A 23,369-nucleotide genomic window follows, 5' to 3' on the forward strand; every position below is an offset into this window, starting at 1 on the left:
GTGCATAGAGACGGCGAAACTCGGTTCCGTCGGAGGTGTGGTGGGTGGCTGACACCGACGCCGGTAGCGACACCGCCGACAGCGAGGCCGCCGGTGGCGAAGCGGGTGACCCCGTCGAAGCGGGCGACGAACCGGAACACGAGTCACCGTCCGCACCGGCTGGAGGGATCGTCATTCCCGTCGAACCCACGCCGACCCTCCGAGCGACGATCGCGCACGCGGTCGAGGCAGCGATCGACGAGGGCTTCTCGACGATCCACCTCGTGGAGATTGCGTCGTGGCGCAACGGCGACCCCGGCGCCGACGATCGAGCGGCGGCCGCGGAGCGCGTCCTCGAACGCGCCGAGGCGTGGGCTACCTCCGACCTCGACGATGTCGACGGGGAACGACCCCTAGTGACGGTCGTGACGGAGCTCATCGGCGCCGACGAGTACCTGTTCGGACCCGACGACTACGTCCGGGTGCTCGCCGCCTACGCGGAGGCCAACGACGCCGACAGAGTGCTTCTCGATCCGGAGTACACGCCCGTCAGTAACACCACCCTACTCCAGCCGCTGGAGTTCGCGCTGTCGAACAGTTCACTGACCGTCGAGACGGCGCCAGTCACGCGGCCGACCCGAGGCGAGCGGCTCCGGACTGAGGCCACCGGAAAGCGGTTCGCCGCGATGTTCGGATTCTCGCTGGCCTTCTACTTGATTCTCGGCGATCCCCTCTACTGGTTCGACTGGGTGACCGGTATCGCGACCGCGGCGATCGTCTCGGTTACCCTCTCGCGGGTCAGTATCGACGTCGAACCCGGTATTCCGCGGACGCCGATGCGACTGCTCCGCGGCGTGATCTACGTCCCCGTCCTCCTCTTCGAGATCGTGAAGGCGAACATCGAGGTCGCCCGAGTGATACTCGACCCGCGGCTCCCGATCGAGCCGACGATGAACCGGATGCGCGTGATCGTCGGCAGCGGGCTCCCGCTGATGACGCTCGCGAACTCGATCACGCTGACGCCGGGGACGCTGACGGTTCGCGCCCGCGACAGCGACCTGTACGTCCACTCACTGATCCCGTCGGCCCGTGACGGACTCTTCGACGGCTCTCTCGAGCGCTGGACGCGATTCGTCTACTACGGGCGGGCGTCTGCGCGGCTCCCGACGCCCCGCGAGCGCGACGACTGCGCGATCTTACAAGGGCCGGACGCGACCGAGGAGATGCCGATCGCCGCCGCTGACGGCGGGGCGGATCCTGATACCGGCAACGGCTCGCCAGCCGAACCGGACGACGAGGACCGAGAGGAGACGGAGGTAACCGACGAATGAGCGTTGTCGACTCTGCGCTCGTCGCCGGCTACACCCTTGCGGACTTCCTGCTTCTCGCGGCCGCGGGATTCACCGTGCTCGCGATCGGGATGCTCTACCGGGCCGTGAAGGGCCCGACGATGCAAGACCGGGTGCTCGCGGTGAACGTCCTCGGGACGAACACCGTCGTCATCCTCGCCATCCTGAGCGCCGCGCTCTCGGAGCCGACGTTCCTCGACATCGCCTTAGTGTACGCGCTGTTGAACTTCCTGATGGCCATCGCCATCTCGAAGTTCACCGTCGAGCGGGGTGGTGTGCTGTGATGGAGACGCTCGAAACCGCTCGCATGGGTCTCATCGTCGCCTTCGCGCTGCTCGGGCTGTTCTTCTCGTTCGTCTCGATGACGGGCGTCCTCCGGCTCCCGGACGTGTACTCGCGGGCGCACACCGCCTCGCAGGCGGACACGCTCGGCGCCGGCTTCGGGCTGGCCGCGGTCGCGCTCGCGATCGGCTGGGAGGCCGCCGGGGTCAAGAGCGTGCTCCTCCTCTTCTTCATCTTCGTGACGAATCCGACGGCGGCCCACGCGATCGCCCGTGCCGCCTTCGAGGAGGGGACCGTGCCGTGGACCGAGGGGGATGAGCGCCGATGACGGGCGTGCTCCCTCTCACGGCCGACTCGGTCGCAATCGCCTCCCCGGTCGTCGCGCAGGTCACCGCGATCGAGGCGAGCCTGCTCGCGTTCGTCGTGTTCACGGCGCTCGCGACCGCGCTCGCCCGCGACGTGCTCGCGGCGGTCATCGTCTTCGGGGCGTACAGCCTCGGGATGGCCGCGCTGTACACGTTCTATCGCGCGCCCGACGTGGCGCTGACGGAGGCCGCGATCTCCGCCGGCGTGACGACCGTCCTCCTGCTGTTGACGCTCGCGAAGACGACCCGGATCGACCACGATGCGGTCTTCGAGTCGGTGAACCTCCCCGCCGCGGGCGCCGCCGGGTTCCTGTTCGCCGGCCTGCTGCTCACCATGGGCGATATCCCGGCGATCGGTTCGCCGGACGCGCCGATCTGGTCGAACCCGGACGTGACGCAGTGGTACCTCACGGAGACGTACGCGCAGACCCACGTCGAGAATACCGTGATGGCCGTGCTGGCGGCGTTCCGTGGATTCGACACCTTCGGCGAGGCGATCGTCGTCTTCGCCGGCGGGATCGCGGCGCTGATCGTGCTCCACCGAGAGGTGTTCGCATGAGCGACCGCGTCGACGACACCGACATGACCGACACAGCCACCGACGGCCCTTCAGACGCCACCTCAGACGCCTCGACAGCCGACCAGAACGACGCGGAGCCCGACGTCCCGCCGCACCGTGCCGCCCCCCGGTCGGGACGACTCGACTCCGAGGAGCGACAGGGGGTACCCTACACCGAGAGCCAGGTGATCATGCCGACCGTGAAGGTGGTCGCACCGTTCGCGTTCACCTACGGGCTCTTTATCACCTTCCACGGGAGCGGCTCCCCGGGCGGCGGGTTCCAGGGCGGCGCGATCATGGCCGCCGTGGTGTTTATGATCGCGTTCGCGTTCGGCATCGAGTCGACGCGCGACTGGCTCGCGAACACCGTCGTCGTCGCGCTCGCGGTCGGCGGCGCGCTCGCGTTCGCCGCCATCGGGCTCGTCCCGGTCGCGCTCGGCGGGGCGTTCCTTCAGTACGACCTCCTTCCGATCCCGATCCTCGACCCCGTCAAGTACGGGATGGAGGCCGTGGAGGTCGTCGGGATCGCTCCCATCGTGGCCGGCGTGCTCATGGGGCTGTTCTTCCTGCTCGCGAGAGGGTTCGACTCCGCCGAAGACGGGTTCGGAAACAGCTCGTTCAGGGAAGACGGGCCGAACGACGAGGGCGGTTCCCTCGAAGAGGAGGCGGCCGACGCCGGAGGTGACCGATGACGGGTGCTCTCGACACCACGGCCGGGGTTGCCTCCGCACTCGCGTCCGGGACCACGGCCGTCTCGGCGCTCGACGTGTTGACGACGAGACACTCGTACGTCGCGTTCGCGCTGCTGCTGTGTATCGGGCTCTACATGATGATCGCCAACCCTCACCTCGTGAAGAAGATAATCGGTCTCAACCTGTTCCAGACGGCGATATTCCTGCTGTTCATCACCTCGGCGTACGTCGAGGGCGGCGCAATCCCGATCATTCCCGAGGGTGCGGCCGAGACGCAGACGTTCGTCAGCCCGCTCCCGCACGTGATCGTGCTCACCGCCATCGTCGTCGGCGTGAGCCTCACTGCGGTGGGGCTCGCGCTCTGTATCCGTATCTACGACGAGTACGGAACGCTCCGCACCGACGTGCTTCGGGAGCTACTGCGCGACGAGGGGTCGCTTCCGGAGCGGCCGGCGGTCGGCGGGGTCGACGGGGGTGAGACTGATGAGTGACGTGCTTCTCCCGGTCGCCATCGCCCTCCCGCTCGTCGCGGCGACGCTCCCGATCGCACTCGGGCTGAAGTACGACGATATCGGCTGGTCGGTGGCAGCGGTCGCGACGACCGCCCTCGCCGTGCTCGCGGCTGCGATCGGTATCGAGGTGGCCCGCGACGGAGCGCTCTCGCACGCGCTCGGAACGTACCAGCCGCCGATCGGAATCGAGCTGGTGGCCGACGAGCTGTCGGTCGCGGTGCTCGCCTTGGTCGCTGCCGTCTCGCTGGCGACACTCGTGTTCGCGCGCGTGGCCGGCCCACGCGGCAACTCGTTTTACAGCGGGTACCTGCTCTTGGTCGGCGGGCTCACCGGGCTCGTGCTCACGGGCGACCTGTTCAACATGTTCGTCTTCTTGGAGATCGTCGGGATCTCGACGTACGCGCTCATCGCGGCCGACCGGTCCGGTGCGAGCGCGTACGCCTCGCTGAAGTACCTCGTGGTGGGAACGGTCGGCGCCTCGTTGTACCTGCTGGGCGTCGGCTACGCCTTCCTCGCGACGGGGACGCTGAACATGCTCGACATGCAGGTACAGATCGTCGAACAGGCGAGCTACGCCGACCCGCTGATCCGGGCGAGTTACGCGCTGATCATCGCGGGACTCGGGCTGAAAATTGCCGTGTTCCCGATCCACGCGTGGCAGCCGGACGCCTACCAGCGCGCACCGGACGCCGTGACGACGATCGTCGCGGCCCTCGTGTCGACCGCGAGCGCGTACGCGCTGATCCGGGTGTCGTACACCGTCTTCACGGTCGACTTCCTCGCGGCCAACGACGCGATCACGACGGTCATGCTGATCGTCGCCGGCGCGTCGATCCTCGCGGGCTCCGCGCTCGCGGCGATGCAGTCCGACCTCAAGCGGATGTTCGCGTACTCTTCTGTCGCCCAGTTCGGGATGATCGTCGCCGCGGTCGCGCTCGCGAACGAGACCGCGCTGCTCGGTGGGATCGTCCACCTCATCGGCCACGGGCTGCTGAAGTTCGGACTGTTCCTCGGGGTCGGCCTGCTGGCGCTCGGCTACGGTACCCGAGAGCTCGACGACCTCGCGAGCGCGGCCCGCTCTGCACCGTACACGACCGGAGCGATCGCCGTGCTCGGGCTTGGGCTTGTCGGGATTCCGCCCTCGATCGGCTTCCTCGGGAAGTGGTACATCGGCGTCGGTGCGGTCGAGTCGAGCATGGGTGGGGGTGACCCCGCGGGGATCGGGATCGCGGTCGTGATCTTCGTCAGCACGCTGTTCACCCTGTCGTACGTCGCGCGAGTGATCGAGCGGTTCTACTTCGCCGGCGTCGGACTCTCTGACGGTCACGGCGAGGAACACGGTGACGACCACGGCGACGACGATCACGACGACGCTCACAGCGCCGGCCCCAATGACGGCGTCGCGGCCGACGGTGGTCACGAATCGGCGACCAGCGACGGCGACAGCCCCCTCACACCCGTCGAGGGGGCGTCGCGGTCACGGTTCGTTCCGGACCGCGTGCCCTCGGCATCGCTCGCGATCCTGATCCTTGCGGCGCTGACGACAATCGCGCTCGGCTTCGCCGGCTACGCGCTGTTCGAGTGGTTCGATCCGTACCTCACGGAGGTGTTCGCATGATAGAAGCTCCAATCACCGATCTACGTCCCCTACTGGCGGTTCTCGTCTCGTTCGTCGCGGCGTTCTTCATCGTCGCGTCGTACCGTTCCCCGAACGTCCGCGAGGGGTGGACGATCGTCGCGGCGGTCGCGAAGTTCGCGATCGTCGCCTCGATGCTGCCGGCCGTCCTCGACGGAGCCGTCTTCGAGTGGTCGCTCGGCGCGTTCCTGCCCGGCGGCATCGAGTTCGTCCTGCGCGCCGACGCGCTCGGGATGCTGTTCGCGTTCCTCGCGAGCGGGCTGTGGATCGTCACCTCGTTTTACAGCATCGGCTACATGCGCGGCAACGACGAGGTGAACCAGACCCGGTACTTCGCCGCGTTCGCGGTGTCGCTATCGGCGACGATGGGGATCGCGTTCGCGGGCAACCTCGTGACGATCTTCGTCTTCTACGAGCTCCTCTCGATCGCGACGTACCCGCTCGTCGCCCACGACGAGACCGACGAGGCCCGCGCGGCCGGCCGGAAGTACCTCGCGTACACGATGTTCGGCGGCGGCGTGCTCGTGCTCGCGGGGACGGCCCTCGTCTACCTGATCGCCGGTAACGTCTCGTTCACGGCCGGCGGCATCGAGGAACTCGCCAACGCAGATCCCGGACTCGCGATGCTCGCCTTCTTCCTCTTAGCAATCGGGTTCGGCGTGAAGGCCGGCATCATGCCGCTCCACCAGTGGCTCCCCGAGGCGATGGTGGCGCCGACGCCCGTCTCCGGGCTGCTCCACGCGGTCGCGGTCGTCAAGTCCGGCGCATTCGGCGTCTCGCGGGTCGTCCTCGACGTGTTCGGGCCGGAACTCGTCTTCGACCTCTCGCTCCCCTTCGGCTTCTCGGCCGGGCTCGTCCTCTCGACTATCGGGGCGATCACGCTGACCGCGGCCTCCATCATCGCCCTGCGGAAGGACCACCTGAAACAGCGACTTGCCTACTCGACGGTGAGCCAGCTGAGCTACATCATCCTCGGGCTCGGCCTGTTCGGCTGGTACGGGCTCGTCGGCGCGCTGTTGCACATCCCGGCGCACGCGTTCATGAAGCTCACCCTGTTCTTCTGTGCGGGGAACCTCCACGTCTCGACGCACACCGACTACATCTCGGAGATGGCGGGGATCGGCAAGCGGATGCCCCTGACGATGGGGGCCTTTACCGTCGCCTCGCTCGGGATGGCGGGGATCCCGCTGCTCGCCGGCTTCGTCAGTAAGTACTACATGCTGATCGGCGGGATCCGGATGGGCGCCCAGCTGACCCCGGTCGCCTACTACCTCGTCGGGGCGCTGCTGCTCTCGGGCGTCCTCAACATCGCGTACTTCTGGCCCGTGATCTATACCGCCTTCTTCGAGGCGGAGGACGCCCACGACGCGAAGCCGCTCGTCGACTTCCGGATGGGCGGTGAGTCGCGGTCGACGCTGCCGGCGACCGATGGTGGTCGGCCGGAGGATGCCGACGGCGATGACGGCGATAGCGACGATACCGCCGCCACCGACATCGACATCGACGAGGTCGTCGAGAGCGCCGAGGGCGACTCGGCGGTCGACGCCGAAGATGCGGACTCCGTCAGCGACGATGTCGAGGTGCCGGACGACTCCGACATCCCCGACGCGGAGATGGACGACCTTCCGACCGACGAGGACGGGGTCGTCCGCCCGAACTTCGACACGAGCGACCGGGACTTCTCGGAGCCGGCCGACCGCGTTGACACCGGGGATTACGCGGTCGACTCGCGCCCCTCCGACGCCGACGTGCCCTTCGGTGTTGGGCGCGGCGACGCCAACAGTGCCGACGAAGCCGACGACCAGACGGACCACGGCGACCACGACACGGGCCACGACGACCACGCGGACCACGACCACGGCCACGCGGGCGGTCCGCCGGCCGGCGGTTGGACGCATATCGACGGGCTCGACGTCCTCCTCGGGCGCGAGTCGACGTGGTTCACGCTCGCGCCCATCCTCACCGCGATGAGCCTCGCGGTGCTGCTCGGCGTGATTCCCTACGAGATGGGCTTCTTGGAGCTGATCGAACTCATCGTCGATACGCGGCTCCCTGAGGAGGTGATGCGTCCGTGAACCCGATCCTCACCTCACTTCCGCCGTACGTCGTACTCGCGGCGGCGGCGTTCCTCGTCCTCGGCCTCCCGCGCCGCGCCGGTCACGCGGCGGCCGCGCTGGCGACGGCGTTCACGTTCGCGCAGGCGGTGCTGCTCGGCGACGGCGGCACGGGCGCGTACGTCGCGACGCAGCTGTTCGGCTTCGACGTGATCCTGTTCAACGTCGATCAGTTCTCGTTGCTGATGGGGGTCGTCGTCGGCTTCCTCGCGACGGCGGCGGTGCTGTACGCGTACGGCACCGAGGCACCGAAGTGGGTGACCGCGTTCGCGCTGATCTACGTCTCATCGACGGTCGGGACGATCTACGCCGGCGACTGGCTCACGCTGATCTTCTTCTGGGAGCTGATGGCCGTCACCTCGACGCTACTGGTGTGGCAGTACGGCGGGAAAGCAGTGCGGGCCGGCTACCGCTACGCCCTGTTCCACGGGATCGGCGGGACGTTCCTGCTCGGGGCGGTCGTCGTCCACGGCGCATCGATGCTCGGGAGCGTGCCGGCCGGCGAGATCTTCTTGTTCTCGTCGACAACCGGGATCCACGCCTCCGCGACGCTGCTCGCGGCGATCGGGATCGGCGTCAACTGCGGGTTTATCTTCCTGCACACGTGGCTGCCGGACACCTACCCGCGCCCGCACGTCGCGGCGTCGGTGTTCCTCTCGGTGTTCACGACGAAGACCGCGGTGTACGTGATGTACCGCGCGTTCCCCGAGGGCGGCATGTGGCTCGCGTACCTCGGCGGGTTCATGGCGGTCTACGGCGCGTTCTTCGCGCTGCTGCAGTACGACCCGCGTCGCCTGCTATCGTACCACATTCAGGCGCAGGTCGGCTACATGCTGGCGGGGCTCGGACTCGCGACGGCCGTCGGTGACTTCGCCGTCACCGGCGGGTTCGCGCACCTGTTCAACAACGTTCTCTACAAGAGCCTCCTGTTCATGGCGGTCGGCGTCGTGATCTACCGGACCGGCGTCGAGGACATCAGGGACATGGGCGGGCTCTGGCGGGTGATGCCGGTCACCTTCCTCGTGTACCTCGTCGGTGCGGCGTCGATTACGGCCGTTCCGGGCTTTAACGGATTCATCTCGAAGGGGATGGTGATCGACTCCGCCCACGAGATCCACAACTTCGAGCTGCTGTTCGGCGAGGGGCTACTCTGGTGGCTACTCATCCTCGGCGGCGTGGGGACGTTCATGTCGTTCATCAAGCTCGGCTACTACATGTTCTTCCACGGGTCGGCGACGCTGTCACCGAAGGACGCAACGCGGTTCCAGACCGTCGGGATGGTGCTGGCGGGCGGCGCGTGCGTCTTCTTCGGCACGCCGTTCACCTACGGCTACCTCGTCGAGCTGATGCCGTTCACGGCCGAGGTCGCGCCGGAACTGCATCCCTACAGCACGAGCCACCTGACCGAGAGCGCCGCGCTGCTCGTGGCCGGCTTCGTCGGCTTCTTCGCGCTGAAGCGCCCGCTCGGCTGGCTCGCCCACCACATGCGCGACGTCGACGCCGTGACGTACCCCGCCGCGTTCTACCTCGCTCGCGGGTCGGTCTGGGGCGTCACCGAACTGTGGGCCGCCGTCGACCGCGCGGTGATGAACGCGATCGCGGCCGTCGAGTGGACCGCGATGCACCCGCGGGAGGCGCTCGGGCGCGCGGGCGTCGACGTCGAGATCCGAACCGGTATCGGCCGGAGCGTCCTCTTCCTGACGCTCGCCGCGGGAGTCGCGCTGTTCGTGTTCGTGCTCGGCTAGCGCGGCACGAGTTTATAAGTGATCGACGACCTCTCGTCGCCGACCGCGTTCGGTAGCGAACGCATTTATAAAGGTGGCTTCGATCGGACCCGTGAGTTCTTATTCCCCGAGCGGTGACGGACGGCCATGTTCACGGAGCGGTCCGACCTCGTCGCGGACGACGACCCGGTTCGGGGCTACGGCGTCGCGGTGACGCCCGGCCGGGAGGGCCCGCTCGTGTTCGTCGCGGGCTACGGGGAGCCCAATCGGCTATACGCCCGCGACGGCGACCGCTTCGTCGACACGGCTTGCGGCATCGTCGCCGACGGAACCCGACACGGGATGGGCGTGTGCGCGGCCGACCTCGACGCTGACGGCTGCGAGGAAGTGTACGTCCACAACTGTACCAAGGGCGTCGACGGCGGCGGCGACCCGGACCTCCTTTTAAGCCGGCTCGAATCTGAACGGTACCGCTGGACCGACCTGTTCGCACTCGATGTGAACGCCGATCGGCTCGACGTGCGCGCCGGGCGGTCGGTCGCCGCGCTCGACCGCCTCGGAACCGGCCGCTACGGCGTCGCCGTCTCCGGGTACGCTGCCCCCCTCGCCTTCTACGAAGTCGGCGACGACGGCGAGATCACGGACATGGCCGACGCGGTCGGGCTGGAGGTCGACGGGGGGTGTCGGTCGCTGCTCGCGGTCCCGCACTGTTCGGGCGAGGGCGATTTGTTCGCGGGCGTTGAGCGCGGGCCGAACCGGCTGTTTCGGAACGACGGCGGCCACTACGACCGGGCCGACAGCGGCGCGGCACTCTCGGACCCGGCCGGCGACACGCGGGGGGCCGCCCTCGTCGACGAGGGCGGTCGGTTCGCGTTCGTAGTCGGTAACGAGGACGGGTCGAACCGCCTCCTCCGCCGAGCCCCCGGTGGCGGGTTCGTCGACGCGGCACCGCCCGCACTCCGCGACACCGGGCGCGTCCGGACCGTCGTGGCCGCCGACTTCGACAACGACGGCCGCGAGGAGCTGTTCTTCAACGCCTCGGGAGAGCAAAACCGGCTCTTCGCTCGCGTCGCTGAGAGCGGTGACGACCCGTGCTGGCGTCGCATCGACCTCGGACCGGCCGCCGAGCCGGACGGCTTCGGGACCGGCGCGGTCGCGGCCGACATCGACGGGGACGGTATCCTCGAACTGATCGTCGTCCACGGCGAGGTCGCAGCCCAACCGATTTCGGTGTACAAGGACCCGACTGCGGCGGCTGCCGGGTGGCTCCGCGTCAGACCGACCACGCGCCACGGGGCACCCGCCAGGGGGGCGGTGGTCCGGCTCGAAACGACCGGGGGCGTCCAGCGCCGCACGGTCGACGCCGGCGGCGGTTGCCTCTGTCAGACGGAACCAGTGGCGCACTTCGGACTCGGGGGAGCGACCCCGGTCCGCGTCGACATCCGGTGGCCGGACGGGCGCGAGCGGACCCTGACCGACCCAACGGCGAACGAGGAGATCGCGGTCGAACACCCCTCGCGGACTGCAGCGCCGACCGGGAGGCGACGGGGTGGAGGAGAAATCGAAGGAGATGGCGGCCACTCCGTCGGGCGGTGAGACTGAGTCGCACGGCCAGAACTGCCGCCCTTCGCGGGTTCAAGTGTCCGGAGGCGTACGGACGGGTATGGTAGATCCGACGTCCGACCTCGAGGAAGATATCGATGAGGAATCCGCACCGCGCTGTGTGACCTGTAGCGAGCCAGCGCTGGGCACTGGTCGCCGAACCGTCACGTGGGTCGACGGCGACGATGCGGTGCATCGACACTTCTGCTCGCAGACCTGTCGAGCCGAGTGGACAGACGAGCGGCCCTCGGCGGGGAGCTGACCGGAGGGGTAGACCGGACTGAATGGTCGAGGTTGCGGCGCGTCGCGGGAGGCTTTTTCACGACGGGGGTGGTACCGTTCAGTATGATTTCGCTCGACGAGGCCGTGACGGCCCGATTGGAGTCACACGGCGAACGGTTCGAGGTGCTGATCGACCCCGACGCCGCGCTCGCGATGAAACGGGGCGAGTTCGAGGGCAACCTGGAAGACGTGATCGCCGCCGAGGACGTGTTCGAGAACGCCTCGCGGGGCGATCGCCCGGCCGAAGAAGACCTAGAGACCGTGTTCGGCACGACCGACCCGCTGGAGATCATTCCCGAGGTCGTCGAGCGCGGGGAGATCCAGATCACCGCCGAGCAGCGCGAGGAAATGATGGAACGCAAGCACAATCAGCTTGTCACCACCATCACGCGCAACGCGGTGAACCCGCAGATGGATGACTCGCCGCACCCGCCCGAACGCATCGAGCGCGCCTTAGAGGAGGCGGGTTTCCAGATCGATCCGATGGAGCCGGTCGAGAATCAGGTCGACGACGCGCTCGAGGCGCTCCGCCCGGTGATACCGATCCGTTTCGAGGAAGTGACGATGGCGGTCCAGCTCCCCGCCGACTACGCGGGATCCGGGCAGGCCCAGATCCGAGAATTCGGCGATCTGGAACGCGAGGAGTGGCAGAACGACGGATCGTGGGTGGGCGTCCTCACCTTCCCCGCCGGACTTCAAAACGACCTGTACGATCTCGTCAACGAGGTCACGTCCGGCGAGGGCGACGCTCGCGTGATCAAGGACAAAGACGAGCTACGGACGCGGTAGGGCGTCGACAGCGCCGCGCTTGGCCACCGGTCTCGCCCGATCGCGATACGTGCCGCGGCCGGGAGCTTCATACCCAGACGCGGGCTTCTTTCTCGTCATGCACGAGCGTGCGGCGGAGTTCTCGGAGCGGGCGCGGGAGCGACACGGCGTCGACCTCGACGTGCTGGAGTTCGACGCCGGCACGGAGACGGCGGCCGCGGCCGCCGACGCCGTCGGATGTGACACCGCGGCGATCGCCTCCACCATCGTGGTGTCGCTCTCGGGCGGGGAGGCCGGAGCCGACGAAGAGGCCGGAGCCGACGAAGAGGCCGGAGCCGACGAGGACCGGCTCGTCGCGGCGATCACGAGCGGCGCGAACCGGCTCGATCTGGACGCGGTCGCGGAGCGGTTCGGCGCAGCCTCAGCCGCGATGGCAGACCCGGAGCGGATCCGCGAGGTCGTCGGCTGGAGCATCGGCGGCGTGCCGCCGATCGGTCACGACGCCTCGATCCCGACCGTTTTCGATCCGACGCTTACCGGATACGACACGGTCTACGGCGCGGCGGGGACGCCGAGTGCGGTGTTCGAGACTGATCCGGAGACGCTCGTCAACCTCGCCGAGGCGACGGTCGTCGATCTCACCGAATAAATGAGAGCGTCTGCCCCAAATGGTGACACCGAGTTGTTAATCGGGGACGCTCTCGACGCCCATTTTATTAATTCGGGGTTATGAAATAACAACATTTTTCTGTTAATCAGCGGTATCGATAGATATGACTCACTCACGGCGGTCGGTGCTGCGTCGCGGCGCCGGTCTCGCGGTCGCGGGAACGGCGGCGTCGTTAGCCGGCTGTTCCGGCACCACAAACGGCGGATCCGGTGGGTTCGACGCCGGCTACGCCGCCTTCTTCACCCTCAATGACTGGGCGAATCAGGTCGCGGGCGACCACGCGAGCTTCGAGGACCCGGTCGACGTGGGGCAGCTCGGTCACGGCTGGACGCCGGACGGGAACCTCGCTGTAGACGTCGCCTCCACCGACGCGTTCGTCTACCTCGACAGCTCGGAGTTCTCGTGGGCGCAGGATCTGGCCGCGACGCTGGAGGACGATTACGACACGGTCGCCGTGATCGACGGGCTCGCCGGGCTGGAAGAGGACCTCCTTGAGTGGGACCATAGCCACGACGAAGAGGAGGAAGACGCCCACGACGACGAAGACAGCCCCGACGACGAAGACGGCCCCGACAGAGGGCAGTACGACCCCCATGTCTGGGTCGATCCGGTGCTTGCCGCCGATGTCGTCGACACCATCGCGGCAGGGCTCGGCGAGGCGGACCCGGACAACGCCGACGACTACGCCGACAACGCCGCCGCCTACGCCGAGGATCTCGACGCGATCGACGATGCCTTCGAGTCAATCGCCGAGAACGCCGAGCGCGGCGTGGCGGTCATGGCGGGCCACAACTCCTTTCAGTACCTAGAGGCGCGCTACGGGTTCCGGCTCCACTCGCCGGTCGGCGTCTCGCCGCAAAACGAGCCGACGCAAAGCGAGATCGCCGACACGATCGAACTCGTGAACACGGAGGGGATCGACGCGGTGTTGTACGACCGCTTCGAGTCGCCCAGGCTCGCCGAGTCGATCGTCGAGAACAGCGATGCCACCGAGGCGGTCCCCGTCACGCCGGCCGGGGGGACGACCCGTGAGTGGAACGACGCCGGGTACGGCTATCTCGAACAGATGACCGAGATCAACGTCCCCGCCTTCGAGCGGGCATTCGACGCGCAGTGATCAGTGCGGTCACCGACTCGTCGGGCGACCGCTCCGACGACAGCGACGACGGACTAAAAGAGCTAAACGTGCGGACAACCCAGATCGGACACACGCAGTGACCGTAATTGTCGATCTCGACGGCGTGACGTTCTCCTACGGCGACACGGTCGCCGTGAGCAACGTCTCTCTGACGGTCGAGGAGGGTGATTTCCTCGGGCTCGTCGGGCCGAACGGCTCCGGGAAGACCACCCTGCTTCACCTCATGCTCGGGCTCCACGAGCCCGACGAGGGATCCATTGAGCTGTTCGGCCGCCCGGTCGACGAGTTCGACGACGGCGGTCGGATCGGCTACGTCTCCCAGAAGGCAACGAGCCGGGGCGGCGCGATGCCGGTCACCGTCCGCGAGTGCGTCACCATGGGCCGGTTCGCGCGCGCCGGCCGAGGGCGGCTCTCCGCGGCCGACCGTGCCGCTGTCGCCGACGCGATCGAGACGGTCGGCATCGGCGAACTCGCCGACCGACTCGTCTCGGAGCTGTCCGGCGGCCAGAAACAGCGAGCATACATCGCGCGTGCCTTGGCGAGCGACGCAGATCTACTCGCGCTCGACGAGCCGACCGTCGGCGTCGACGCCGAGTCGCGCGACGCCTTCTACGCCCTCCTCGACGAGCTGAACGACGAGGGGATCACCATCATCCTCATCGAACACGACATCGGCGTCGTCACCGACCGCGCGAACCGCATCGCCTGTATCAACACCGAGCTGTACCACCACGGAGACACCGAGTCGTTCGTCGAGAGCGACGCCCTCGCGGAGGCGTACGGCACCACGGGACAGGTCGTCCACCACCACCACTGATGAGCGGGGAATCAGCCGCCGACACGAAAAATCGCCCGCGCCCCGACCGTGGCCTCCGCCGAACCGCCGAACTCGTCGGAATCGCGATCACGGCCGTCGTCGCGGCCGTCATGCTCGGATTCGTTCTGCTCTACTGGGCGCAGGACCTCCCGGTAGCGAGCGAACTGTACGCCGCGTTCCGCTCGTTCGGACGCGGGATGGACGCCGCGTTCGGCACGAATGTGTTCCGGCACCCGATCATGTGGCAGTCGATGGCGGTCGGCGTGCTCGTCGGGGTCGTCGCTCCGCTGGTCGGTTCCTTCCTCGTCCACCGCGAGATGGCGCTGATCGGCGAGACGCTCGCGCACACCGCATTCGCCGGCGTCGCGATCGGCATCCTCGTCACGTCTTCGACCGGGTGGAACGGTTCGCTGCTGCTCGTCGCGCTCGCGGTCGGGATCCTCGGCGCGCTTGTAGTCCAGTGGCTTACCGAGCGCACTGACGCCTACGGGGACGTGCCGATCGCGATCATGCTCAGCGGGAGCTTCGCGGTCGGAACCCTGATCATCAGCTACGGTGACGGACTCACCGGGGTCAACATTCAGGGATACCTGTTCGGGAACCTCGCGGTCGTCACGCCGGAGGGAGCGCGCCTGATGGGCGCGCTCTCCCTGATCGTCGTCGCTGGCGTGGCGCTGACGTACAAACAGCTGCTCTTCATCACCTTCGACGAGCAGGCCGCGCGGGTCGCTCAGCTGAACGTCACCGGATACAACACCCTGCTCGTGGTGTTGACCGCGGTCGTCGTCGTCGGCGCGATGCAGGTGCTCGGCGTCATCCTCGTCGCCGCGATGCTCGTCGTTCCGGTCGCGGCCGCCTCCCAGATCGCTCGGAGCTTCCGCGAGACGATGTACCTCGCGGTGATCTTCGGACAGCTGTCGGTGATCGGCGGCTTCGCCGTCTCGATCGGCTTCGGACTTCCCTCCGGGGGGTCGATCGTCATCACCGCGATCGCAATCTACCTCGCGAGCATCGTCGGCTCCGGCTTCTCGGTGAAGGCGATCTCGGCGCACGGGTGACGGAGGAGGTCGCCGATCTCCCGTGAAGGAACTGCCAGATAATCGGGCCCGCTTTCCACAGACCCTTATGTACCGGTCCCGATCCACGGGTATGGGAGAGACAGAAACCTACACGATCACCGGTCCCGACGGTGACGAGGAGTCTTTCGAACTGCCCGCCGGTCTCGTCGACGTGCTCAGCCAGCAGGGCGAGCAGCCGACCCGCGTCGTCAGCGACGTGGTGGTGCAGGCGATGGCCCAGCAGGCGCACGTGATCGCCCACCACAGCGAGGGCGAGGTCCCGGACGACATCGCGGAGATGAACGACACCGCCGCGGAGCTGTTCGAGGAGCGCTTCGGCCAGTCGCTCGAAGACGCGCTCGGTCACTCGCACTGATCGGTCCGATCGGTCCGATCGGTCGACACATTTCTTTTATACTGCAACCCCCTCAGCCGGTCGCTTAAGCCGCCGGAGTGCGTACCCGAAGGCATGGACACCGACCCGGACGCGCCGGTGCTGATCTTCGACGGCGACTGCCCGTACTGCTCGGTGGCGGCCGTCGCGCTCCGGCGGCTGGAGGGCGTCGCGGCGGTGCCGTGGGAGGCCGATCCCGTCGGGCCGTTCCTCGACGCGCAGTTCGGCTCGCGCCCGTTCGCGATGGTGCTCGTCGACCCCGGCGAGGGACGGGTGTACGCCGGCCGCTCGGCGGCCGAGGAGCTGGCCGAGCGCGCCGGCACCCCCGAAATCGTCGGCGGGCTCGTCCGCGACAACTACGACCGGATCGCCGGCGTCGTCGGGACGCTGTCGGGGCGCGGCCGCGACCCCGACGACGTGCACGAGACCTACCGGCTGACCGACGCCGCGAGCGACCTCGTGGACGGCCTCCGCCTCGCGGCGAGCGACCGGCCGGAGGCGCTGTCGTAAGCGGGGGCAGAAACGGGGGGGACGGAAGCAACGCGATCGACGGCGATCCCGAGAGCGACGCGGGCGGCACCTACACCCTCCTCGTCGAACTCGCGGCCCCGGCGACGATCGAGGTCGGTGCGCTCGGAGACCGCCGATTCGAACCCGGCATCTACGCGTATACCGGCAGCGCGCTCGGCACCGGGGGGTTCTCCCGCGTCGACCGCCACCGCCGGACCGCCCGCGGCGAACACGACGTGCGCCACTGGCACGTCGACCACCTGCTCGGCCACCCCGACGCCCGGATCGACAGCGTCGTTCGGAGCGTCGACGCCGACGTGGAGTGTGCGGTCGCCGACCGACTCCCAGCGAGCCCGGTTGACGGCTTCGGCGCGTCCGACTGTGACTGCGGGAGCCACCTCGCCGCGGGCACCGACGGCGCCACCGCCCTCGCCACGCTGGTCCGCGAGGCGCACGAGGTCGCGGTCGAGGAAACCGGCGGACACGTCGATGTGATTCCCGGATCCACGGAGCGGATCGACGACGCGAGCGCGACTCGGTGAGCCGCGGACGGATTCCGCCGGTCGTCTACAGATCGTACCGCTCGGCCACGCTTCGGAGCTGTTCGCGCCGCCCCTCGATCGCGTCGTCGCGCAGCGTCTCCTCCGCGTCGGTCGGTGTGGTCAGCTCCGGTACGCTCGCCGGGGTGCCCTCGTCGTCGAGCGCGACGAAGGTGAAGTAGGAGGTCGTCGTCCGGCGGCGCTCGTCGGTCCTAGGGTTCTCAGCGCTGACGTGAACCTTCACGTCGACGCTCGTGTTCCCCACGTTGAACACGTACCCCTCGATCACGGCAACTTCGCCCATCTCGATGGGAGAGATGAAGTCGACGTGATCCATCGAGGCGGTGACGACCTGCCGGTTCGAGAAGCGCATTCCGGCGATGGCGCCGCAGATGTCCATCCAGTGGAGGACCGCGCCCCCGAGCGCTCGCCCGAGGTTATTCGTGTCGTTCGGCAACAGCAGTTCGGTCATCTCGGTGTACGACTCCGCGACCGTCGCCGTCTCGTCCATGCCGTCGGTGAGGCGGCGGGTGACTTGAACCTCCTGACCGGCGGCGAGTGCAGCGGTCAGGCGCCGCCTTGGGGACCGTCGTCGAACCGGATCGAGTCCTGCGGGCGACCCGCCTCGTCAATCACCGCGTCGGAGACGATGATCGGACAGTCGATCCGAACGGCGATCGCGAGCGCGTCGGAGGGGCGCGCGTCGAAGACGAACCGCTCCGGCTCGCCGTTCTCGTACCGCTCGGCGTCGACCTTCGCGTAGAAGGTTCCGTCCCGGAGGTCGTCGACTCGGACGCGGTCGATCGCACCGCCGAACTCGGTGAGGATGTCGACGAGGAGGTCGTGCGTCAGCGGCCGGTCGAACGGTTCGCCTTCGAGCGCCATCCCGATCGATTGCGCCTGATCGGCGCTGACGAAGATCGGGACGTACTCGCCGCGCGCGGACAGGATGACCGCCGGCACGTCGCCGCCGGGTGCGGAGCCCGCTCCGACCCCGACGACCTCGGCTTCGTGTTCCATACCGGATCGTGGCGGCGGCGGCATGAATAGCTGTCCCACGTGAGCGCAGCCCGAGGCGATCGGTACTGTGTGTCGGCAGCGCGCCCCGTCAGCGGCCGCCCCAGTACCAGTACGCCCAGCCGATCGTGAACACGAGCGCGGCACCGACGAAGAAGACGACCCCCGGCTCAAGCAGCGAGACGGCGTAGTCAGCCAAGGGATCGACGACGTACTCGACGGTGCCGTCGATCTCGCCGCTGCCGCCGCCGTCGGCCTCAGAGACCGTCTCGATGGAAGGCCCGTCCGCAGCGTCTTCGGTCGCCGCGTCGCCGCCGGCACCCCCGCCCGTGCTCCTCGACACGCGAGCGGTCGGTCTCGGCACCGAGAGCACCCGCTGGGCCGCGACCGCCGCCAGCCCGATGATCCCGTAGCCGCCGAGCAGCCGCATCAGGGCCGACTTGATCCCGTTCGACTCCTCAGAACCGCCAGCGAAGAGTACGAGTGGCTCGTCGGCGGCCGCGTACACGTCCATCTCTCGGCCCTTCTCGGAGTAGGTCGTGTCGACGACATCGACGAGGTCGGCTCTGTTGAGCTTCGAGAGGTGATACTGGACGTTCTGGAGCGTGGTGTCGACGGCGTCAGCGAGTTCCGATTTCGTCGCCGGCTCGTCGTGGAGCCGCGTGAGAATCTCGCGTGCCGTCTCGGAGCCGAGTGCGGCGATGAGCTCGTCTGCGTCATCTTCGTTGACGCCGACCACCCGCGGCTCTCGATCTTCGGGGGTCGCGTCGGGGAGGGAGGGCAACAGCCGCGACATACCAGTCTCTGTGACCCGTGAGAATACAAATTTGTTGGATCCTTGAGGCGGTGCCGCGCGCTCACCGACTCACAAACCCTAAACGCGGCGACGGAGTACGTCGTGGCAATGACAGAGACGCCAGGGGGATCCGACGGCGCGTCCCCGCCCCCGACGGCGAGCGAGCCGGCGCCGACGGCAAGCGACTCGGCGCCAATCGATGGCGAGGGTTCCCCTGCGAGTGGTGCAGCCGGAACGCCCGCCGCCGGCGACGAGTCCGGCTCCGTGACGGTCGTCGGAACCGCGCACGTCTCCAAGCAGTCGGTCGACGAGGTCGAGGAGACGATCGAGCGCGAGCGACCCGACGTGGTCGCCGTCGAGCTCGACGAGGGGCGATACCGCCAGATGAACGGCGAAAGCCCCGACGATCTCGACGCGAGCGACCTGCTGCGGGGAAACACCGTCTTCCAGTTCCTCGCGTACTGGATGCTGTCGTACGTCCAGACCCAGCTCGGTGACCGGTTCGACATCGAGCCCGGCGCCGACATGCGGGCCGCCATCGACGTCGCCGAGGGGCTCGGCATCGACGTGGCGCTGGTCGACCGAGACATCCAGACGACGATACAGCGCTTCTGGGCCCGGATGTCGCTCACCGAGAAGCTGCGAATGGTGGGCGGACTCGCGTTCGGCGTCACCGACTCCCGCGTGGTTGGGGTGTTAGTTGGACTGTTCGTCGGTATTCTCGCTGGTCCGGTGATCGGGCTCTTCGGTGGGAGCGTCGGCGTCACTGACGCCCTGTTGACGAGCGTCACGGGCGGCGTGCTCGCCACGGTTGCGGTCGCGATCGCCGTCGATCAGGTCGGGAAGGTCGCGCTCTCACCCGATGGACGCCTCTACGCCGCAGCGGCACTGGGCGTCGCGGCCGGTATCATCGCCGCCGCGGTCGGTGCGCTCGACGGGATCGTCGCGACGTATCTCGGCGGCTTCGCCGTGACGGCGATCGGCAGCCTCGGGCTCGGGATCTCGCTCGGCTTAACCCTCGGTGTGGTCGCGTCACTCGCGATGACCGTCGTCGGACGGGGCACCAGCGAGCCCGAACACGGCGGGATCGAGGAACTCGGGATGGAGGACCTGACCGACACCGACGTGGTGACGATGATGATGGAGGAGTTCCGGCAGTTCTCCCCGGGCGGCGCGGAGGCGCTCATCGACGAGCGCGACGCCTTCATCGCCCACCGGCTCGTCGCCCTCCGCGAGGCCGGGCACAACGTGGTCGCCGTCGTCGGCGCGGGTCACCGCGCGGGGATCGAGGGGTACCTCGCCGACCCCGCGTCGCTCCCGCCGATGGAAGACCTCGTCGGGAAAGAGCGCGGGCGACGGCTCCCGTGGAAGAAGGCGATCGGCTACGCGATCACCGTCAGCTTCGTGGGCTTCTTCGTCCTGCTCGCGCTCGCCGGCGTGGAGAACGCGTTCCTGTTCCGGCTGTTCGGCGCGTGGTTCCTGATCAACGGCGCGTTCGCGTTCGCATTCGCGAAACTCGCCGGCGCACGCTGGACTTCGGCCGGCGTCGGCGGCGCCGTCGCGTGGATGACCTCGATCAACCCGGTGCTCGCGCCCGGCTGGTTCACCGGCTACGTCGAGCTCCGGCATCTCACGGTGAACGTCGGCGATATCGGACGGCTCAACGAGCTGCTCTCCGACGAGACGCAGTCGCCCTCCGAGCTGGTCTCCGCGATGCTCGACGTGCCGCTGTTCAAGCTCATCGTCGTCGTCGCGATGACGAACATCGGCAGTATCGTCGCGAGCTTCCTGTTCGCGGTGTACGTCATCCCCGCGATGTTCGGCGACGTAGGCGGCGTCGACGAGGTGGGACGGCTCATGGTCGAGGGCGCACGCACCGGCGCGGAACTGATCCGAAGCGCGGTCACGGGTGGCGCATGATCCGACGCGTTGCGGTGGGCATAACTCGGCGCGCTAGTGAGGTGAACGCATGAGCGGAACTCTGCAGGGCCGACGGATCGCCGGGCTCTACTTCAGCGGGACCGAGATCCGCGACCTGCTGGTCGCGTGGCTCGCGCTCGGCGTCGCGTTCACGTTCTTCTTCGTGAACGGCACCGCCGGTTTCGATCGGCTGCTCGCGGCGGGGATCGTCCCGCCGCTTCTGGTCGGGCTGCTCACCGCGGGCGTCGCGTTCCTCCTCCACGAGATCGCCCACAAGGTCGTCGCGGTCCACTACGACCAGGTCGCCGAGTTCCGGGCGGACAACAGCATGCTGTTTCTGGCCGTGATGAGCTCGCTTCTCGGGTTCATCTTCGCCGCGCCCGGTGCGGTCCACCACCGCGGCCGGCTGACGCCCCGCGAACACGGCCACATCGCGCTGGCCGGGCCGGTAGTCAACCTCCTCCTCACGCTCGTGTTCCTGCCGGCGCTCCTGCTCGGTCCCGTCGTCGGGAGCCCGGTGATAACCCTGATCGGTTCCCGCGGGATCGCGATCAACGTCTTCCTCGCGGCGTTTAACCTGATTCCGTACGGCCCCCTCGACGGGAAGACCGTGCTCGACTGGAGCAAGGGTGTGTGGGCCGGCTTCTTCGTCCTCTCCGTCGTGCTCACGATCGGGCTCGTGTTCGTCGGCGGACTCGGCTTCGGCGGGCCGTTCTGAGCCGGGCGTCGCCGGCCCCTGCCGGCCCCGCGGTCCTCGCCCTCCACCCGTTCGCGGGGAACGGTGCGCTTTTGCTCCGCGGGCGTCCCTCGACACACATGACCGAGGGCGACGGCGGCGAGACGGGCGGCGGCGACGAGGAACCGACGATCGACGGCGACGACGAACTCACCTACGCGGACGCCGGCGTCGACATCGACGCCAGCGAGGCGGCGACCGCGGCGCTGATCGGCGCGGTCGGCGAGGGGGAGGGCGACTACGCCGGCCTGCTCGACATCGGCGACCGCTACCTCGCGCTGGCGACCGACGGGGTCGGGACGAAGCTGCTCGTCGCCGAGGCGCTTAGCGACTACTCGACGGTGGGGATCGACTGCATCGCGATGAACGTCAACGACCTCGTTGCCGCCGGGGTGCGCCCCGTCGCGTTCGTCGACTACCTCGCCGTCGACGAGCCGGACGAGCGGTTCGCCGAGCAGGTCGGCGAGGGGCTCGCGCGCGGCGCCGAACTCGCCGACATGGAGCTCGTCGGCGGCGAGACCGCGGTGATGCCCGACGTGATCCGCGGGCTCGATCTGGCGGGGACCTGCGCCGGACTCGCCGCGAAGGAGGCCGTCTTCGACGGCGCGGCGGAGCCGGGCGACGCACTCGTCGGCTGGCGTTCCTCCGGGATCCACTCGAACGGGCTCACGCTCGCCCGGGAGGCCGCGACCCGCGAGCACGCGTACACCGACCCGTGTCCGTTCGACGGGTACGAGACGGTCGGCGAGGCGCTGTTAGAGCCGACCCGGATCTACACCGATCTGCTCGACCCGATGCGCGACCACGGCGTGCGCGGCGCGGCTCACGTTACCGGCGGCGGCTGGACCAACCTGACGCGGCTCGGCGCGAATCGGTACGTCGTCGACGACGCCTTCGAGCCGCAGCCCGTCTTCGAGTTCGTGCAGTCGGAGGGGAGCGTCTCTGACGAGGAAATGCACCGGACGTTCAACATGGGGACCGGCTTCGTCGCCGCCGTCGACCCCGACGCGGCCGAATCGCTGGCTGCCGAGACGGATGGGCGTGTGATCGGGCGAGTAGAGGAGGGCGATGATGATGAGGGGAGCGTCGCGATCCGCGGACTGGAGTTATAAGTAGTTGTTGTCAGCGGGAATCCGGTTCCTGTCGGCACTGTAGCCGATCGCTTATAAATGGGCGTTGGCGTGGGAACCTCCTCTGGAGCGGTTCTAAGCGTTCGCTAATAAATCGTTGCTGGCGCGGTGAACTGTTTCGAATTCTCATTCGGTCATTTATAAGTAGTTAACAGCGGATCGACGGTGAACACCTCCAAAGCCCCCAGCCGCGACGACTCGCGCGCTTTGCTGCGCGCTTCAGTCGCTCACTTTGTTCGCTCCTTGCAGTGCTTGCTGCAGCGTGCTTCGTCCTCGCGACTGCCCCTTTGAGTCCCGCCCCGCCCCGCCCCGCAGCTGCAGCCTCACGCCTCCCCAGCCTCGTCACCGGCGCGTAGCGCCGGTTGCAAGCGAGAGATTCGCTCTCGCCCTGTCGCTGGCGCCGTCGGCGCCAGCGACTCCCTCGTGCGGGCTGCTTGCGCCCTAACGGGCGCTCGCAGGCGCACGCCACCGCACCGTTCATTTATAAGGAGCTGTCGCCGTTTTGCGCGGCGTCGACGCGGTCCGCCGTCGACTCCAGCGCCTCGGCGAGCGTCCGTGCCTGCGCGGGCGAGAGGTCGACCTCGTCGGCGTGGGCGGGGAGGTCGTCGATCGCCGTGTTATCGAGTTCGACTTCCAGCGTGACGTGTTCGGGGTCCTCCCGGGGAGCCGTGACGTTCACGACGCCGGGCGCGTCGGCCTCGAACTCGTGCCCGCGGGCGCGGCCCTCCACGAGGTCGAGCGTCGTGTAGGCGTTCACGCGGAGCAGGCGATCGGACATCG

At 68.2% G+C, this 23,369-nt stretch carries 26 protein-coding genes; 22 read left to right on the top strand and 4 right to left on the bottom strand.

The genetic code is table 11. From position 1 onward, the window contains the following. The first annotated feature begins 44 nt into the window (after positions 1-44). The 19 genes from HLAC_RS04150 (at position 45) to HLAC_RS04240 (ending at position 16,993) form a co-directional block, all read left to right on the top strand. Positions 45-1,310 (top strand): monovalent cation/H+ antiporter subunit E, encoded by a 1,266-nt coding sequence (locus tag HLAC_RS04150; protein WP_015909588.1) that lies wholly within the window; start codon positions 45-47, stop codon positions 1,308-1,310. Next, positions 1,307-1,612 carry a cation:proton antiporter gene (locus HLAC_RS04155; protein WP_015909589.1) on the top strand — a complete coding sequence of 102 codons (306 nt, stop codon included), beginning with the start codon at positions 1,307-1,309 and terminating at the stop codon, positions 1,610-1,612. Before HLAC_RS04150 ends, HLAC_RS04155 begins: the two co-directional genes overlap by 4 nt. After that, positions 1,612-1,938: a monovalent cation/H(+) antiporter subunit G gene (mnhG, locus tag HLAC_RS04160; RefSeq protein ID WP_015909590.1), complete on the top strand. Its 327-nt coding sequence runs from the start codon at positions 1,612-1,614 to the stop codon at positions 1,936-1,938. The genes HLAC_RS04155 and mnhG overlap by 1 nt, the downstream gene beginning before the upstream one ends. Then, complete coding sequence (locus HLAC_RS04165; protein ID WP_015909591.1) at positions 1,935-2,534, top strand: DUF4040 domain-containing protein; 600 nt, start codon at positions 1,935-1,937, stop codon at positions 2,532-2,534. The genes mnhG and HLAC_RS04165 overlap by 4 nt, the downstream gene beginning before the upstream one ends. Continuing rightward, positions 2,531-3,226: an MnhB domain-containing protein gene (locus HLAC_RS04170; RefSeq protein WP_015909592.1), complete on the top strand. Its 696-nt coding sequence runs from the start codon at positions 2,531-2,533 to the stop codon at positions 3,224-3,226. The genes HLAC_RS04165 and HLAC_RS04170 overlap by 4 nt, the downstream gene beginning before the upstream one ends. Further along, entirely contained in the window at positions 3,223-3,717 is a 495-nt protein-coding gene (locus HLAC_RS04175) for a cation:proton antiporter subunit C (protein WP_015909593.1), read from the top strand. Before HLAC_RS04170 ends, HLAC_RS04175 begins: the two co-directional genes overlap by 4 nt. Further along, positions 3,710-5,356: a proton-conducting transporter transmembrane domain-containing protein gene (locus tag HLAC_RS04180; protein WP_015909594.1), complete on the top strand. Its 1,647-nt coding sequence runs from the start codon at positions 3,710-3,712 to the stop codon at positions 5,354-5,356. Before HLAC_RS04175 ends, HLAC_RS04180 begins: the two co-directional genes overlap by 8 nt. Continuing rightward, a complete protein-coding gene (locus HLAC_RS04185; protein WP_015909595.1) occupies positions 5,353-7,449 on the top strand; it encodes a cation:proton antiporter in 2,097 nt (698 codons plus the stop codon). Before HLAC_RS04180 ends, HLAC_RS04185 begins: the two co-directional genes overlap by 4 nt. Continuing rightward, a complete protein-coding gene (locus HLAC_RS04190; protein ID WP_015909596.1) occupies positions 7,446-9,233 on the top strand; it encodes a Na(+)/H(+) antiporter subunit D in 1,788 nt (595 codons plus the stop codon). Before HLAC_RS04185 ends, HLAC_RS04190 begins: the two co-directional genes overlap by 4 nt. Positions 9,234-9,359: 126 nt before the next feature. Further along, complete coding sequence (locus HLAC_RS04195) at positions 9,360-10,808, top strand: CRTAC1 family protein (RefSeq protein WP_015909597.1); 1,449 nt, start codon at positions 9,360-9,362, stop codon at positions 10,806-10,808. A 67-nt stretch (positions 10,809-10,875) separates the two neighbouring features. Continuing rightward, a complete protein-coding gene (locus HLAC_RS04200; protein ID WP_015909598.1) occupies positions 10,876-11,076 on the top strand; it encodes a DUF7576 family protein in 201 nt (66 codons plus the stop codon). Between the two features lie 83 nt (positions 11,077-11,159). After that, a complete protein-coding gene (locus HLAC_RS04205; RefSeq protein WP_015909599.1) occupies positions 11,160-11,885 on the top strand; it encodes a ribosome assembly factor SBDS in 726 nt (241 codons plus the stop codon). Positions 11,886-11,982: 97 nt separating this feature from the next. Next, positions 11,983-12,513: a YbaK/EbsC family protein gene (locus HLAC_RS04210; protein ID WP_015909600.1), complete on the top strand. Its 531-nt coding sequence runs from the start codon at positions 11,983-11,985 to the stop codon at positions 12,511-12,513. Positions 12,514-12,637: 124 nt separating this feature from the next. Then, positions 12,638-13,651, top strand: coding sequence for a metal ABC transporter substrate-binding protein (locus tag HLAC_RS04215; RefSeq protein WP_015909601.1), 1,014 nt, complete (start codon positions 12,638-12,640; stop codon positions 13,649-13,651). A 97-nt stretch (positions 13,652-13,748) separates the two neighbouring features. Further along, the gene (locus tag HLAC_RS04220; RefSeq protein ID WP_015909602.1) at positions 13,749-14,489 is read left to right on the top strand and encodes a metal ABC transporter ATP-binding protein; all 741 of its coding nucleotides are present in this window, start codon (positions 13,749-13,751) and stop codon (positions 14,487-14,489) included. Further along, positions 14,489-15,547, top strand: a complete 1,059-nt coding sequence (locus tag HLAC_RS04225) for a metal ABC transporter permease (RefSeq protein WP_015909603.1) — start codon at positions 14,489-14,491, stop codon at positions 15,545-15,547. The genes HLAC_RS04220 and HLAC_RS04225 overlap by 1 nt, the downstream gene beginning before the upstream one ends. A gap of 91 nt (positions 15,548-15,638) precedes the next feature. Beyond that, positions 15,639-15,923 (top strand): DUF7545 family protein, encoded by a 285-nt coding sequence (locus HLAC_RS04230; protein WP_015909604.1) that lies wholly within the window; start codon positions 15,639-15,641, stop codon positions 15,921-15,923. Positions 15,924-16,016: 93 nt separating this feature from the next. After that, positions 16,017-16,451 (top strand): thioredoxin domain-containing protein, encoded by a 435-nt coding sequence (locus HLAC_RS04235; protein WP_015909605.1) that lies wholly within the window; start codon positions 16,017-16,019, stop codon positions 16,449-16,451. 35 nt (positions 16,452-16,486) lie between these two features. Beyond that, positions 16,487-16,993, top strand: a complete 507-nt coding sequence (locus HLAC_RS04240) for a GIY-YIG nuclease family protein (protein ID WP_049933653.1) — start codon at positions 16,487-16,489, stop codon at positions 16,991-16,993. Between the two features lie 25 nt (positions 16,994-17,018). On the opposite strand, the gene HLAC_RS04245 is transcribed toward HLAC_RS04240, so the two are convergent. The 3 genes from HLAC_RS04245 to HLAC_RS04255 all read right to left on the bottom strand — a co-directional run bounded on the left by HLAC_RS04245 (position 17,019) and on the right by HLAC_RS04255 (position 18,803). Next, a complete protein-coding gene (locus HLAC_RS04245; RefSeq protein WP_015909606.1) occupies positions 17,019-17,501 on the bottom strand; it encodes an acyl-CoA thioesterase in 483 nt (160 codons plus the stop codon). A 56-nt stretch (positions 17,502-17,557) separates the two neighbouring features. Next, the gene (locus HLAC_RS04250; RefSeq protein ID WP_015909607.1) at positions 17,558-18,010 is read right to left on the bottom strand and encodes a bifunctional nuclease family protein; all 453 of its coding nucleotides are present in this window, start codon (positions 18,008-18,010) and stop codon (positions 17,558-17,560) included. A gap of 88 nt (positions 18,011-18,098) precedes the next feature. Then, positions 18,099-18,803 carry an ArsR/SmtB family transcription factor gene (locus HLAC_RS04255; protein WP_015909608.1) on the bottom strand — a complete coding sequence of 235 codons (705 nt, stop codon included), beginning with the start codon at positions 18,801-18,803 and terminating at the stop codon, positions 18,099-18,101. Between the two features lie 108 nt (positions 18,804-18,911). Between HLAC_RS04255 and HLAC_RS04260 the strand changes: the two genes are divergently transcribed. The 3 genes from HLAC_RS04260 (at position 18,912) to purM (ending at position 22,571) form a co-directional block, all read left to right on the top strand. Beyond that, positions 18,912-20,723 carry a TraB/GumN family protein gene (locus HLAC_RS04260; RefSeq protein ID WP_015909609.1) on the top strand — a complete coding sequence of 604 codons (1,812 nt, stop codon included), beginning with the start codon at positions 18,912-18,914 and terminating at the stop codon, positions 20,721-20,723. A 49-nt stretch (positions 20,724-20,772) separates the two neighbouring features. Continuing rightward, positions 20,773-21,441 (top strand): zinc metalloprotease, encoded by a 669-nt coding sequence (locus HLAC_RS04265; protein ID WP_015909610.1) that lies wholly within the window; start codon positions 20,773-20,775, stop codon positions 21,439-21,441. A gap of 98 nt (positions 21,442-21,539) precedes the next feature. Then, positions 21,540-22,571 carry a phosphoribosylformylglycinamidine cyclo-ligase gene (gene purM, locus HLAC_RS04270; RefSeq protein ID WP_015909611.1) on the top strand — a complete coding sequence of 344 codons (1,032 nt, stop codon included), beginning with the start codon at positions 21,540-21,542 and terminating at the stop codon, positions 22,569-22,571. A 499-nt stretch (positions 22,572-23,070) separates the two neighbouring features. On the opposite strand, the gene HLAC_RS04275 is transcribed toward purM, so the two are convergent. Next, a complete protein-coding gene (locus HLAC_RS04275; RefSeq protein WP_015909612.1) occupies positions 23,071-23,367 on the bottom strand; it encodes a DUF6360 family protein in 297 nt (98 codons plus the stop codon). Positions 23,368-23,369 lie beyond the last annotated feature (2 nt).

Origin of the sequence: Halorubrum lacusprofundi ATCC 49239 (assembly GCF_000022205.1) — an archaeon.
GTDB classification, from domain to species: domain Archaea; phylum Halobacteriota; class Halobacteria; order Halobacteriales; family Haloferacaceae; genus Halorubrum; species Halorubrum lacusprofundi.

Coding starts and splice junctions, on each gene's coding strand:
- HLAC_RS04165 (WP_015909591.1), top strand. CDS start 1,935: ATGACGGGCGTGCTCCCTCTCACGGCCGACTCGGTCGCAATCGCCTCC.
- HLAC_RS04255 (WP_015909608.1), bottom strand. CDS start 18,803: ATGTCGCGGCTGTTGCCCTCCCTCCCCGACGCGACCCCCGAAGATCGA.
- HLAC_RS04195 (WP_015909597.1), top strand. CDS start 9,360: ATGTTCACGGAGCGGTCCGACCTCGTCGCGGACGACGACCCGGTTCGG.
- HLAC_RS04225 (WP_015909603.1), top strand. CDS start 14,489: ATGAGCGGGGAATCAGCCGCCGACACGAAAAATCGCCCGCGCCCCGAC.
- HLAC_RS04155 (WP_015909589.1), top strand. CDS start 1,307: ATGAGCGTTGTCGACTCTGCGCTCGTCGCCGGCTACACCCTTGCGGAC.
- HLAC_RS04230 (WP_015909604.1), top strand. CDS start 15,639: ATGGGAGAGACAGAAACCTACACGATCACCGGTCCCGACGGTGACGAG.
- HLAC_RS04245 (WP_015909606.1), bottom strand. CDS start 17,501: ATGGACGAGACGGCGACGGTCGCGGAGTCGTACACCGAGATGACCGAA.
- HLAC_RS04200 (WP_015909598.1), top strand. CDS start 10,876: ATGGTAGATCCGACGTCCGACCTCGAGGAAGATATCGATGAGGAATCC.
- HLAC_RS04175 (WP_015909593.1), top strand. CDS start 3,223: ATGACGGGTGCTCTCGACACCACGGCCGGGGTTGCCTCCGCACTCGCG.
- HLAC_RS04275 (WP_015909612.1), bottom strand. CDS start 23,367: ATGTCCGATCGCCTGCTCCGCGTGAACGCCTACACGACGCTCGACCTC.
- HLAC_RS04235 (WP_015909605.1), top strand. CDS start 16,017: ATGGACACCGACCCGGACGCGCCGGTGCTGATCTTCGACGGCGACTGC.
- HLAC_RS04185 (WP_015909595.1), top strand. CDS start 5,353: ATGATAGAAGCTCCAATCACCGATCTACGTCCCCTACTGGCGGTTCTC.
- HLAC_RS04210 (WP_015909600.1), top strand. CDS start 11,983: ATGCACGAGCGTGCGGCGGAGTTCTCGGAGCGGGCGCGGGAGCGACAC.
- HLAC_RS04265 (WP_015909610.1), top strand. CDS start 20,773: ATGAGCGGAACTCTGCAGGGCCGACGGATCGCCGGGCTCTACTTCAGC.
- mnhG (WP_015909590.1), top strand. CDS start 1,612: ATGGAGACGCTCGAAACCGCTCGCATGGGTCTCATCGTCGCCTTCGCG.
- HLAC_RS04205 (WP_015909599.1), top strand. CDS start 11,160: ATGATTTCGCTCGACGAGGCCGTGACGGCCCGATTGGAGTCACACGGC.
- HLAC_RS04215 (WP_015909601.1), top strand. CDS start 12,638: ATGACTCACTCACGGCGGTCGGTGCTGCGTCGCGGCGCCGGTCTCGCG.
- HLAC_RS04260 (WP_015909609.1), top strand. CDS start 18,912: ATGACAGAGACGCCAGGGGGATCCGACGGCGCGTCCCCGCCCCCGACG.
- HLAC_RS04170 (WP_015909592.1), top strand. CDS start 2,531: ATGAGCGACCGCGTCGACGACACCGACATGACCGACACAGCCACCGAC.
- HLAC_RS04180 (WP_015909594.1), top strand. CDS start 3,710: ATGAGTGACGTGCTTCTCCCGGTCGCCATCGCCCTCCCGCTCGTCGCG.
- purM (WP_015909611.1), top strand. CDS start 21,540: ATGACCGAGGGCGACGGCGGCGAGACGGGCGGCGGCGACGAGGAACCG.
- HLAC_RS04250 (WP_015909607.1), bottom strand. CDS start 18,010: ATGGAACACGAAGCCGAGGTCGTCGGGGTCGGAGCGGGCTCCGCACCC.